The sequence below is a fragment of the Citrobacter sp. CK202 genome (genome assembly GCF_030333225.1).
Classification (GTDB): domain Bacteria; phylum Pseudomonadota; class Gammaproteobacteria; order Enterobacterales; family Enterobacteriaceae; genus Citrobacter_B; species Citrobacter_B koseri.
On record NZ_JAOWGI010000024.1, the window covers coordinates 208,752 to 221,748 of the forward strand.

The 12,997-nt window shown below is 55.0% G+C and carries 11 protein-coding genes; 4 read left to right on the forward strand and 7 right to left on the reverse strand.

All coding sequences use genetic code 11. The annotated features are described in order from the left end of the window. Window positions 1–110 precede the first annotated feature (110 nt). Window positions 111–1,514 (forward strand): class II fumarate hydratase, encoded by a 1,404-nt coding sequence (fumC, locus tag OGX84_RS09275; protein WP_112002420.1) that lies wholly within the window; start codon window positions 111–113, stop codon window positions 1,512–1,514. Here fumC and tus read toward each other — a convergent pair. From tus to rstA, 3 genes are all read right to left on the reverse strand, one after another. Then, window positions 1,511–2,440 (reverse strand): DNA replication terminus site-binding protein, encoded by a 930-nt coding sequence (gene tus, locus OGX84_RS09280; protein ID WP_012132493.1) that lies wholly within the window; start codon window positions 2,438–2,440, stop codon window positions 1,511–1,513. The genes fumC and tus overlap by 4 nt on opposite strands. A gap of 97 nt (window positions 2,441–2,537) precedes the next feature. After that, entirely contained in the window at window positions 2,538–3,839 is a 1,302-nt protein-coding gene (rstB, locus tag OGX84_RS09285; RefSeq protein WP_248623288.1) for a two-component system sensor histidine kinase RstB, read from the reverse strand. A 12-nt stretch (window positions 3,840–3,851) separates the two neighbouring features. Beyond that, complete coding sequence (gene rstA / locus OGX84_RS09290) at window positions 3,852–4,586, reverse strand: two-component system response regulator RstA (protein WP_275166267.1); 735 nt, start codon at window positions 4,584–4,586, stop codon at window positions 3,852–3,854. Window positions 4,587–4,713: 127 nt separating this feature from the next. On the opposite strand from rstA, the gene OGX84_RS09295 reads away from it, so the two are divergent. Further along, the gene (locus tag OGX84_RS09295) at window positions 4,714–5,049 is read left to right on the forward strand and encodes a GlpM family protein (protein ID WP_012132490.1); all 336 of its coding nucleotides are present in this window, start codon (window positions 4,714–4,716) and stop codon (window positions 5,047–5,049) included. On the opposite strand, the gene folM is transcribed toward OGX84_RS09295, so the two are convergent. The 3 genes from folM to ydgH form a co-directional block, all read right to left on the reverse strand. Beyond that, entirely contained in the window at window positions 5,046–5,768 is a 723-nt protein-coding gene (folM, locus tag OGX84_RS09300) for a dihydromonapterin reductase (RefSeq protein ID WP_024130355.1), read from the reverse strand. The genes OGX84_RS09295 and folM overlap by 4 nt on opposite strands. Before the next feature lie 36 nt (window positions 5,769–5,804). Next, on the reverse strand, window positions 5,805–7,187 hold the full coding sequence (locus OGX84_RS09305; RefSeq protein ID WP_012132487.1) for an amino acid permease: 1,383 nt from the start codon (window positions 7,185–7,187) through the stop codon (window positions 5,805–5,807). A gap of 289 nt (window positions 7,188–7,476) precedes the next feature. Continuing rightward, window positions 7,477–8,421: a DUF1471 family protein YdgH gene (gene ydgH / locus OGX84_RS09310; RefSeq protein ID WP_012132486.1), complete on the reverse strand. Its 945-nt coding sequence runs from the start codon at window positions 8,419–8,421 to the stop codon at window positions 7,477–7,479. A 525-nt stretch (window positions 8,422–8,946) separates the two neighbouring features. On the opposite strand from ydgH, the gene pntA reads away from it, so the two are divergent. Both pntA and pntB read left to right on the forward strand, forming a co-directional pair. Beyond that, entirely contained in the window at window positions 8,947–10,476 is a 1,530-nt protein-coding gene (gene pntA / locus OGX84_RS09315; protein ID WP_286457872.1) for a Re/Si-specific NAD(P)(+) transhydrogenase subunit alpha, read from the forward strand. Window positions 10,477–10,486: 10 nt separating this feature from the next. After that, the gene (gene pntB, locus OGX84_RS09320; RefSeq protein WP_012132483.1) at window positions 10,487–11,875 is read left to right on the forward strand and encodes a Re/Si-specific NAD(P)(+) transhydrogenase subunit beta; all 1,389 of its coding nucleotides are present in this window, start codon (window positions 10,487–10,489) and stop codon (window positions 11,873–11,875) included. Between the two features lie 60 nt (window positions 11,876–11,935). Here the strand turns inward: pntB and OGX84_RS09325 are convergent, their stop codons facing one another. Further along, window positions 11,936–12,970, reverse strand: a complete 1,035-nt coding sequence (locus tag OGX84_RS09325; RefSeq protein WP_047457210.1) for an AI-2E family transporter — start codon at window positions 12,968–12,970, stop codon at window positions 11,936–11,938. Window positions 12,971–12,997 lie beyond the last annotated feature (27 nt).

Below are 12,997 nucleotides of genomic sequence, written 5' to 3' on the forward strand. Positions count from 1 at the left end.
GCATTTCAGAAGCGCACAAAGCGCCATGCAGTATTTATGAAGCAATCAATACTTAATCCTGACAGGTGTGTGAGCATGTCCTCAACTTCATTGTTAACAAGGAGAAAGTAATGACGACGGTACGCTGCGAGAAAGATTCGATGGGCGGGATTGATGTTCCGGCAGATAAACTTTGGGGAGCGCAAACCCAACGATCGCTGGAGCATTTTCGTATCTCCACGGAGAAAATGCCCGTCTCGCTGATCCATGCGCTGGCGCTGACCAAGCGTGCGGCAGCCAAAGTTAACGAGGACTTAGGGCTGCTGTCGGCGGAAAAAGCCTCCGCCATTATGCAGGCGGCTGATGAAGTGCTGGCCGATAAACATCCCGACGAATTTCCGCTGGCGATCTGGCAAACCGGGTCGGGCACGCAAAGCAACATGAACATGAACGAAGTGCTGGCGAACCGCGCGAGCGAACTGCTGGGCGGCGTTCGCGGCATGGAGCGCAAAGTTCACCCGAACGATGACGTCAATAAAAGCCAAAGTTCGAACGACGTCTTCCCGACCGCGATGCACGTTGCGGCGCTGCTGGCGCTACGCAAGCATCTCATCCCGCAGCTTAATGTCCTGACCGATACGCTGCGCAAAAAGTCCCATGCGTTTGCCGACATTGTGAAAATTGGCCGCACGCACTTGCAGGATGCGACGCCGCTGACGCTCGGTCAGGAAATTTCCGGCTGGGTGGCGATGCTGGAGCACAATCTCAAACATATTGAAAATAGCCTGCCGCATGTGGCGGAGCTGGCGCTGGGCGGTACGGCGGTGGGCACAGGGTTGAACACTCATCCTGAATATGCCCGCCGCGTGGCGGATGAGCTGGCGGTGATCACCTGCGCGCCATTTGTGACGGCGCCGAACAAGTTTGAAGCACTGGCGACCTGTGATGCGCTGGTTCATGCGCACGGCACGCTAAAAGGGCTGGCGGCGTCGCTGATGAAAATCGCTAATGACGTTCGTTGGCTGGCCTCTGGCCCTCGATGCGGCATTGGTGAAATTGCCATTCCTGAGAACGAGCCGGGCAGTTCGATTATGCCAGGCAAAGTGAACCCGACCCAGTGCGAGGCGCTGACCATGCTCTGCTGTCAGGTGATGGGCAACGATGTGGCTATCAATATGGGCGGGGCGTCGGGAAACTTTGAGCTTAACGTCTATCGCCCGATGGTTATCCATAATTTCCTGCAATCGGTACGCCTGTTGGCGGATGGGATGGAAAGCTTTAATGCGCACTGTGCGGTCGGTATTGAGCCAAACCGTGAGCGTATTAATCAACTGCTCAATGAATCGCTGATGCTGGTCACCGCGCTCAACACGCACATCGGCTATGACAAAGCGGCGGAGATCGCCAAAAAAGCGCACAAGGAAGGGCTGACCTTAAAAGCCTCCGCCCTGGCGCTGGGGTATCTCACTGAAGCCGAGTTTGATAGCTGGGTGCGCCCGGAACTGATGGTGGGCAGCATGAAGCCCGGCCGTTAATCCGCCACATACAGGTGCAACCGGGGGATGATAAGTCGCAACGGTTGCGCCTGAGGCTTAAAGCGGTGCTGAACATTGTCCGCATCGTAATTCAGTAGTTCGCCGATATCCGGCACGGTCATGCCTTTATCGGTATTGATCAGCGCGATAAGCGGCGTCGGGCAGGCGTGTTGAACCTGTTTCTGCTGCCCTTTGTACCAGACGCGGGCAATCGGCTGTACCTTCACCGGTCTTTTAATCTTCAGCCGCGCCTGTTGCGGCAGGGCGGCGATATCCTGATATTCGCGCTCCAGCCTGGCCTGCCACTCTTCGCGCGTCCAGGGATGCACGCTGCGCGGCGTGTTCAGGCTTTTCTCCAGTTGCGCCAGCACCTCATCCCGGCGCAGATTCTTAATAATGTGCTTGTTGGCCCAGCCAAAACGGAGGGTGGCGGGATTCTTGATCACCGTTAACGCGCGGTAGGCATTCAACGTGATAAGACCGGGCAGATGGCGATGCACCCACTCAAAACGCGCCGCTGACGGCAATCCTGATTCCACCGTCACAATACGCTCAAATGTCGTTTTTAACTGATTGATGTGCTGGATCTGGTTTTCCAGCGCGGCCTGCGTGGCATCATCAACCTGATAGCACAATACGCCGGGCAGGCGAACCGCCGCTTTGCTGCTGCGATTTTCAGACTGTTGCTGAATAAACAGGTGGCGATAGTGGCGCAGCGCCAGCGATTCGGCCTCTTTTCCCAGATGCTGCTCCACCGCAATGGTCGCCAGAGGGTTGTGCTCCGCCTCTTTGGTCACTTCGGGGAGGGAGAAGACGCGGGCAATCAGCAGCGGTTGCTGTTCGAGATTTTCTGTCAGGGTTGCCAGGGCGTGTTCTGTCTGGCGAAAAGTACCATTCAGGCGTTCGACAAGATCGTAACGGGCCATATCACCACCATTTCAGTGTCGCAGAAAGAAGGATATTAGTTACAACATACTTACTGTATATCACATCATACCCGGCCTGACCATCGTGCGCTATGCGTCAGGCAGGGGGAAATTCGGGGATGTTTTGCCAGACGGGCCAGTTGAAGGTGAATCTGGCGCCGCCCAGTTCACTTTCGCGACAGTTTACCGTTCCGCCCATCGCCAGGGCGATGGAGCGCACGATGGCTAACCCCAGCCCGCAGCCTCCGGTAGCGCGGTCGCGGCTGGGATCGAGGCGCACAAAGGGTTCGAACACATGTTCGCGCGCGTCTGGCGCGATGCCGGGGCCGTCGTCTTCAACAATCAGGGTCGCCTGATTGCCGCTTAACAACAGGCTGGCCTGAACGGTGGAATGGGAATAACGCAGCGCGTTATTGAGCAGATTATCCAGCACACGCTCCATTAGCCGCATATCCAGCGCGCCGTAATCGCCAGGCGTAAGCTGGCTGAGCCGCACCGTGCACCCGGGGTTGACGCTCTGTACGTCTTCCAGGTGGCTCGCCAGCCACACGGGGAGGTCGGGAACGGTGAGCGTTAACGCAGTCTGCGGCCTGTCCAGCCGCGCATAGGTCAGTAACTCTTCGATTAACGCTTCCAGTTGGCCGATATCGCGATTCAGCGCCTGCGACTCCTGTGCGCTGAGATTTTCACTCATCTCCAGCCGGTAACGCAGACGCACCAGCGGTGTACGCAGTTCGTGGGCAATGCCGTCAATAAGCTGTTTTTTACTGGCGATCAGCGCGTTGATGTTATCCGCCATCTGGTTAAAGGCGATGCCGAGACGTTCAAAACTGGAACCGTTGTCGAAGTGAAGGCGCTCTGCGAGGTGCCCTTCGCCAAAACGCTGAGCGGCGGCCTCCAGGCGCAGCATCTCCTGCCAGTGCGGGCGCATCCAGATAAACACCGGAAAGGCGAGGGAGATGGCGATAAAGGCCATCAGCGCGATATCCAGTAGCCGCATCTGGTGAAGAAAATAGAGATAAGGAACCGGCCCGACGGCCAGCACGTAATGGCTGCGAGGGATGCGCTGGATAAACGTATACTGATCGTCCAGCGCGACGATGTCGCCTTCGCGCAGCCGCTGTGTGGTAAGCGCGTCGAGTTTGTATTTATTGAGTGGCTCTACGCGCAAATCGAAAGAGAGATTAAGATCCATCTCTTTGAGGGTTTTCCCCCAGTCGCGCGGAGGGATCTCCCGCAATTCGCTGCGCATTAAATACAGCGAGCTTTTCATCAAATCATCCAGCGACTGTCTGCCTGCGCGTTCTGCGGTGAACTTATACACCAGCCCGACCAACAGGGTCATGACCAGAAAGCAGACAAACAGCAGCAGATAAAACTGAACGAACAGTTTTTTCATTGATGCACCCGGTTAATCACGTTGACTCTCTTCCCACGCATGGGGGGCAAACAGATACCCTTTGTTGCGAACCGTTTTGATTCGATAGGGCTCGGTGGCGTTATCCTGCAATTTCTTACGCAGCCTTGAGATAGCGACATCCACGCTGCGGTCCATGCCGTCGTAGCTGACGCCGCGCAAGTTTTTCAGCAGCGCGTCGCGATCCATAATCTGCCCGGCATGGGTTGTCAGTTCCCAGAGTAATTCGAAATCGGCGGTGGAAAGCGAAACCGGTTCGCCGGAGAGGGCGACTGAACGATTGACCGGGTCAATAATCAACGCGCCAAAACGCAGCGTTTTATGCGGGGTCATTGCCGTATCCTGAATGCCTTTTGCCTGCGCGGTGAGTTCATTCTGCCGTAAATGCAGGCGCAGACGGGCGAGGAGCACGGCAGGGGGCGTGGTTTTCAGGATGTAGTCACAGGCGCCCATTTCCAGCGCCAGGATGTGGTTCATGTCGCTGTCCAGCGAGGTCAACAGGACAATCGGCCCTTGCCAGCGGCCTCGCAAATCGCGGCAAATGGTCATACCGTCTTTGCCCGGCAGCATGATATCCAGTAACACCAACTCGGGTTGTGTGCGAAGGATCGTCTCTTCAGCCAGATCGCCGCGAGGTTCAATCAGCACCTCAATATCGTGTTTCGCCAGATAAGCGGCAATCAGCGAGCCAACTTCAGGGTCATCCTCAACAAATACGATGGTGTTCATAACGTTCATTACGCGGAGAAAACGCCAACATACACCGCCTCCGTTTTCCCTTCCATTAATCTTTTCTAAACGAGAGCGCTTCCGTTATGCTACAGCCTCAATGTTATTGATGTGTTAAGGCATCGAAATGGGACTCGTGATAAAAGCCGCGCTGGGTGCGCTGGTGGTGGTATTGATTGGTTTGCTGGCAAAAACAAAAAATTACTATATCGCCGGATTAATTCCGCTTTTTCCGACATTTGCACTGATTGCCCACTATATTGTCGCCAGCGAGCGCGGAATTGACGCGTTACGCACGACCATTGTATTCAGTATGTGGTCGATCATCCCTTATTTTGTCTACCTCGCCACGCTTTGGTATTTCACCGGTTTTCTGCGTTTGCCCGTTGCGCTCGGCGGGGCGGTGGTGTGCTGGGGCCTGAGCGCATGGCTGCTGATATTTTGCTGGATCAAATTGCATTAACGCAGGTGCCGGCCGCCATCCACGGCGAAACTGCGGCCGGTAACGAAGCAGCTGGTGAGAAGGTAATCCACCAGGTCGATTACCTCTTTCTCGCCGGGCGCTGTCTTCATCAGGGATTTATTGAGCGCCTGCTGACGGTACTCGGCGTCGTCGTTTTCGTTAAACAGGATCAGCGACGGGGCGATGGCGTTGACTTTCACTTCCGGGGCCAGTTTGCGGGCAAAGGAGCGGGTCATATTATCCAGCGCTGCTTTACTGGCGGCATAGGCGATGTGTTTGTCGCTGCCGCGTTCCACAACATAGTCCGTAAAATGGATGATATCGGTGGCCGCATGTCCGTGGCCGCGCAACAGTCTTTCCAGCGCATGGTTTAACAGATAGGGCGTATTGACGTGAATCTGCATCATGCATGCCAGCACGTCAGAGAGCGGGGTGCCAGGCGCCTCGGCCATCCAGGCACTGGCGTTATGCAAAATAGCCCGCAGGCCTGGCGTATGGGTTTTTATCTTCTCAGCAAATGCCAGGACGCCGTCATCGGTGGAAAAATCGGCCTGAATGCACAGCGCGCCCGCTTGCGTCAGGCCGTCGATGGCCGGATAGTGCGTCCGGTAGCTGACAATCACCGGCTGTTTTTGATTGAGAAAGTGCCACGCGATCGCGAGGCCGATGCGGCGGCCTCCTCCCGTGATAAGGATGGGCAAGGGCTGGTTTTTACCCATTGTAGTCTCCTTTGGCATCAAACAATGGGGCGACGATTACCCCACCAACATCCACGTAGCCGGAACAGCGGCGATGAGTAGCAGACCGATCAACATCACTTCCTGACGATTCAGGACATTATCGTGCGTATGCGTCTTGCGTGCGTAGAGGAAAACTAACAATCCCGGCGCATACAGCACCACCGACAGCAACAGGTGCATCGGGCCGGACGCATACAATAACCATAAGCCATAAATGCAGGCCCCGACACCTACCGCCTGATGAAGAGGGCGCGCGGCGATTTTCAGCAGGAACGCGCCGACCAGGAAATAGGGTACCAGAATCATCTCTGAAGCAATCGTCAACAGTGTGTTGTAATCCGAACCTGTGAGCCAGATCAGCACCAGGCAGATCTGAACGCACGCGTTGGTGAGCCACAGCGAAGCCGATGGCGCGCCTTGCGCATTTTGGCGGGCGAAAATGCGCGGGAAGGCTTTATGCGTTGAGGCCAGAAACGGCACTTCCGCCGCCATAATGGTCCAGCTCAGATAAGCGCCGCAGACTGAAACGATAAGACCCGCCGCGATAATGATTTCGCCCCACGGCCCCATCATTTTCACCATCAAACCCGCCATTGACGGATTGCGAATCTCCGCCAGTTCCGGGCGGGCGACGACGCCTAAAGAGAGCAGCGTCACCAGCAGGTAGACGCCCAATGCGGCGAGAACCGCCAGCAGCGTCGCACGTCCGACATCACGCTTATTTCTCGCCCGGGCGGAGACGACAACCGCGCCTTCCACGCCGATAAACACCCACAGCGTGATGAGCATCGTGTTTTTAACCTGCTCCCAGACGGGAACGCCCAGCGCCAGACCGGTGAAATCCAGGCTGAACGTATCGAGCTTAAACATGATGATAGCCAGGACGATGAACAACCCCAGCGGCAACAGCTTCGCCAGCGTCGCGACCAGGTTGATGCTGGCGGCGGTTTGCACACCGCGCAGCACCAGGAAGTGCACCACCCAAAGCAGCACCGACGCGCCGATGATGGACTGCCAGGTGTTGCCGTCGCCAAACAGGCGGAGTTCCGGCGTATCGGTAAAGAAGCTCAGGGCAGAAAAAACGATAACCAGATAAGAGACGTTGGCGATAACGGCACAGAGCCAGTATCCCCAGGCGGAGCAGAAACCGATCAGTTCGCCGAAACCTTCGCGCGCGTAGGTGAAAATCCCGCCATCCAGTTCCGGGCGAACGCGCGTCAGGATCAGCATAGCGAAAGCCAGTAGCAGTATCCCGACGCCCGTAATCGCCCAGCCAATCAGCAGCGCTGCCGGGCTGGCCACCGCTGCCATGTTCTGTGGCAGACTAAACACACCTGCGCCAAGCATTGAGCTTAAAACCAGCGCGGTCAGCGCGCTCAGTCCCAGTTTCTTTTCCATCGGTATCCAGTTATAAAAACGAGAGTGGGAGAATAATTATTTTGGCAAAACGCATAAAAATGGTGAAAGCCACTAAGGCGCGGGATTTTACGGAGAGAAGAGACCGCATGCAATGATCTCTGAAACATTTGTGACTAAAAATGCTAAAGGTGGGTAGATTTCACATAGGGCAGCATCGTATTGGCGCCTGATGGCGCTACGCTCATCAGGCCTACTAACACGTAGGCCGGATAAGATGCCTGGTCTCGCCATCTGGCGTTATGACAACACCGGATGGCGGAAGCGTACTTTACTTATACAGGTCGGCGCTGATCGTCATGTTGTTACCACGTTCCTGCCACTGGCGGGTAATGTGATAATATTTCGCGCCTTTCTTCGCCGCACGCTTGGCAACCTGGTAGGAGACTTCCGTCATGTTGCCGTAGTTGCCGGTGAATTTGATGCTGTCAAACGGCACCATCATCGCCGCGGTCGCTTTGTTCAGCTCTTCGACTTTCGTTCCATCAGGCAGAGTGACAGTGTAACGTCCACCTTTTGAGGATTGCGTTTCGAAGAAGCGTCCGACTTCAGCGCTTGGAGAAGCGGTCGTCGCGACGCCCGGAATCTCCACTTTCTTCGCTGCTTCACCGCCGGCGGCCAGCGCTGCACGACCCGCATCGGAATCAGCAGGAATAACGTCCGGGCTCTGGACAACGCGTTTCTTCGCATCTTCTTTATAGATAAACGCGGTAATACGCTGGTTGCCGCCCTGGTTGGCATCGACCTGACGCACAATGTAGAACGAGTAGGCGCCTTTCGCTTTTGCTGCTTTGGTGATGGCGTCATTCACTTCCGGCTGGCTACGGTAGAAACCCTGCACCGTTACGGTGTCGTAAGGTTCCAGCAGCACGGCCTGATCTTTCGGTAATTCGACGATACCGTTAATTACACGGTTTTGAGGCGCGTCGGATTTTGGCGCGTCTGATTTATAAACGTCAGCCACGACACGCCAGTTACCGCTGTTGCCAAAATCGGACGTATCAACAACATAAAAAGAGGCTGCACCTTCTTTATCTGCGCGGCGGGATACGGCATTTACCGCATCGCCAATGGCATTAAAACGCCCGGTGACCACAATGCGGTCATAAGGTTTTAGTGCTGCCGCTTGCTCCGGCGTCAGTTCTGTCGCTGCATTTACGGAAAAAGCAGTCGCAGAAAGCAGTGCGGACGCCAGGAGAGTGTTCTTAAGCTTCATAAAAATAATCCTTCGCCTTGCGCAAACCAGGTACTGGTATTGTTATTGACTAGAAACGTGGCTGATTATTGCATTTAAACCCTGCAAATGTCTGCGTCATTTTTCACTCATCGTACCGCCTGAAGTGACAAGAATGATAACATTTGGTGATATGTCTAAAAAACAGGCGCTTGACCGGCAAAACTGATAAAGCATACGCATTTTATAAGTTAATTTAATGTTAAACGATTGAATGTCGATGGCGCTAAATCATGTTTTGCCGCTTCGCTTGAGCGAATTATCGGTCACTGAAGGTGATTTCAAGGTCATTATTCCTGTTTGTGGGCTGAATCGTTCATATTTTGCAAATTTCATAATAAATACTGTTTTTTGGCGCTAGATCACAGGCGCTATTTTCAGTAGGTTATAGAGAGTTTGTTACTGTTTTATTTTTCCGGGGTAGCACTTACCTCTTACGCAGGCGTGCGTATGCATCCTGCGATCACTGACAAACCATCATCAAAAAAACCGATGGAAGGGAACATTATGCGAATTGGCATACCAAAAGAGCGGTTAACCAATGAAACCCGAGTCGCAGCAACGCCAAAAACGGTTGAGCAACTGCTGAAACTGGGTTTTACCGTCGCGGTTGAAAGCGGCGCGGGTCAACTGGCAAGTTTTGACGATAAGGCATTTACAGAAGCGGGCGCAGAAATTGTAGAGGGAAATGCGGTCTGGCAGTCAGAGATCATCCTGAAGGTCAATGCGCCGGAAGACGATGAAATTCCTTTACTGAATGCGGGCACGACGCTGGTGAGTTTCCTCTGGCCGGCGCAGAATCCTGAGCTATTGCAAAAACTCGCGGAACGCAATGTAACCGTGATGGCGATGGACTCCGTGCCGCGTATTTCGCGCGCGCAGTCGCTGGATGCCCTGAGCTCAATGGCCAACATCGCCGGTTATCGCGCGATTGTGGAAGCCGCACATGAATTTGGTCGTTTCTTTACCGGGCAAATTACCGCTGCGGGCAAAGTGCCGCCAGCGAAAGTGATGGTGATTGGCGCGGGCGTCGCAGGTCTGGCGGCCATTGGCGCGGCAAACAGCCTTGGCGCCATTGTACGTGCGTTTGATACCCGTCCAGAGGTGAAAGAACAGGTTCAGAGTATGGGCGCTGAATTCCTCGAACTGGATTTTAAAGAGGAAGCGGGCAGCGGCGACGGCTATGCCAAAGTGATGTCCGAAGCGTTTATTAAAGCGGAAATGGAACTCTTTGCCGCGCATGCGAAAGAGGTCGATATTATCGTCACGACCGCGCTAATCCCGGGTAAACCAGCGCCGACGCTGATCACGCGCGAGATGGTTGATTCCATGAAGTCCGGCAGCGTGATTGTCGATCTGGCCGCGCAAAACGGCGGTAACTGTGAATACACCGTCGCCGGTCAGGTGAGCACGACCGACAATGGCGTGAAGGTTATCGGTTACACCGATCTGCCGGGTCGTCTGCCGACGCAATCCTCCCAGCTTTACGGCACCAACCTGGTCAACTTGCTCAAACTGCTGTGCAAAGAGAAAGACGGCAATATCGACGTCGACTTTGACGACGTGGTTGTGCGCGGCGTAACGGTCGTGCGTGACGGTGAAATTACCTGGCCCGCGCCGCCGATTCAGGTGTCTGCTCAGCCGCAGGCTGCGCCGCAAGCGGCTCCCGCGCCGAAAGAAGCGGAAAAACCGGCTTCACCGTGGCGTAAATATGCGCTGATGGCGCTGGCGATCGTTCTGTTTGGTTGGCTGGCTGACGTGGCGCCGAAAGAGTTCCTCGGCCACTTCACCGTTTTCGCACTTGCTTGCGTGGTGGGTTACTACGTGGTGTGGAACGTTTCGCACGCGCTGCATACGCCGTTGATGTCTGTGACTAACGCCATCTCAGGGATTATCGTTGTCGGGGCATTGTTACAGATTGGCCAGGGAGGCTGGGTGAGTTTCCTGAGCTTTATCGCGGTGCTTATCGCCAGCATTAATATTTTCGGTGGCTTCACCGTGACTCAGCGTATGCTGAAAATGTTCAGGAAAAACTAAGGGGTAACACATGTCTGGAGGATTAGTTACAGCTGCATACATTGTTGCCGCGATCCTGTTTATCTTCAGTCTGGCCGGGCTCTCTAAGCATGAGACGTCCCGACAGGGTAACAACTTTGGTATCGCCGGGATGGCGATTGCGCTGGTGGCGACGATCTTCGGCCCGGATACCGGCAACGTTGCCTGGATTCTGGTGGCGATGATTATTGGTGGGGCGATCGGTATCCGTCTGGCGAAACGCGTTGAAATGACCGAAATGCCGGAGCTGGTGGCGATTCTGCACAGCTTTGTCGGCCTGGCGGCGGTACTGGTGGGCTTTAACAGCTACCTGTACCACGAGGCGGGCCTGGAACCGATTCTGGTGAATATTCACCTGACGGAAGTGTTCCTCGGCATCTTCATTGGCGCGGTTACCTTCACCGGTTCCGTGGTGGCGTTTGGCAAGCTGTGCGGTAAGATTTCGTCCAAACCGCTGATGCTGCCGAATCGTCACAAAATGAACCTGGCGGCGCTGGTGGTTTCTTTCCTGCTGCTGGTGGTGTTTGTACGTACCGAAAGCGTTGGCTTGCAGGTTCTGGCGCTGCTGGTGATGACCATTATTGCGCTGGCTTTCGGCTGGCACCTGGTGGCGTCCATTGGCGGGGCGGATATGCCGGTTGTGGTATCCATGCTGAACTCCTATTCCGGTTGGGCAGCGGCGGCGGCAGGCTTTATGCTGGGCAACGACCTGCTGATCGTCACCGGCGCGCTGGTTGGTTCTTCGGGTGCGATTCTGTCTTACATCATGTGTAAGGCGATGAACCGCTCTTTCATCAGCGTTATCGCGGGTGGTTTCGGCAGCGATGGATCTTCTACTGGCGACGATCAGGTCGCGGGCGAGCACCGTGAGATCACGGCGGAAGACACGGCTGACATGCTGAAAAATTCGCACTCGGTCATCATTACCCCTGGCTATGGCATGGCGGTTGCGCAGGCGCAGTACCCGGTGGCGGAAATCACCGAGAAACTGCGCGCGCGCGGTATCAAGGTGCGTTTTGGCATCCACCCGGTTGCAGGGCGCCTGCCTGGTCACATGAACGTACTGCTGGCGGAAGCGAAAGTGCCGTATGACATCGTGCTGGAAATGGACGAAATCAACGACGACTTCGCTGACACCGATACGGTGCTGGTTATCGGCGCGAACGACACGGTGAACCCGGCTGCGCAGGACGATCCGCGTAGCCCGATTGCCGGTATGCCGGTTCTGGAAGTCTGGAAAGCGCAAAACGTTATCGTGTTTAAACGCTCGATGAATACCGGTTATGCCGGGGTGCAGAACCCGCTGTTCTTTAAAGACAACACGCATATGCTGTTTGGCGATGCGAAAGCCAGCGTGGATGCGATTCTGAAAGCGCTTTAATCTTTACCGGCGCGAGTTATAAAACGGCCTCTCAGGAGGCCGTTTTTGCATCTGAAGAGATCAGGTTTTATTCAAATCACTGAGCAGGACGGCAATGCTTTGCCCGCCGGAGGTTTGCTCCAGCGCGATTTTAACGATGATCGTCAACGGCACGGAAAGCAGCATGCCGACAGGGCCTAATAACCACCCCCAGAAGATCAGGGAGAGAAAAACCACCAGCGTGGAAAGGCCTAATCCACGCCCCATGATGCGGGGCTCAAGGATGTTCCCGAACACCAGATTGATAATCAGATACCCCGTCAGCACCACCAGCGCGTCATAAAGGCCGCTGAACACCAGAACCTGCGCAATAGGCGGGATTGCGGCCAGAACCGAGCCAATATTGGGGATGTAGTTAAGCGCGAAGGCCAGCAGTCCCCAGACGAATGCGAAACGAACTTCCAGCAGCGCCAGCATTCCCCAGACCACAACGCCCGTGATAATGCTGATCGCCGTTTTCAGCACCAGATAATGCGACACGCTGTCGATTGCGCGCTGAATCGCGGCCATACCTTCAACCGGCCTGGCCATCATCTGCTGGAGTTTACCGGGCAACTGCGGAACTTCCAGCAGCATAAAGACCACGGTTAACAAAAGCAGGAAAATGGATGACATGGCGTTAGACAACTGCGCCAGCAAATTCGTCACCAGCGTCATGGCGGCGTTAGGGTCGATATATTTCACCAGCTCATCCACCGAGACGCCGATGCCCAGGCGCTGTAGCCACGGTTCAATGTTTTTCAGCGGCACAACCAATGATGAGCGGTATTGCGGCAGCGTGCGGGCTAACTCATTTAGCGATGTGCCGAGATAGGCCAGCAGCAACACCATGCCCATCACGATAATCCCGATCAGTATCGATACGGCCAAAACGCGCGGGATGCGAAGCCTGACCATGCGCTGCACCAGCGGACTCAGTACCACCGCAATAAATAACGCCAGAATAAACGGCACAATAATATCGGCAGCGAAGCGAATACCGGTGAGAATGATGACCAGCATTCCCAGCATGATTACGAGTTTCAGGCCGTTAAGCGTGATGATCGGTTTTGCCATGATAATTCCTGAATTTTTGTTCTTACT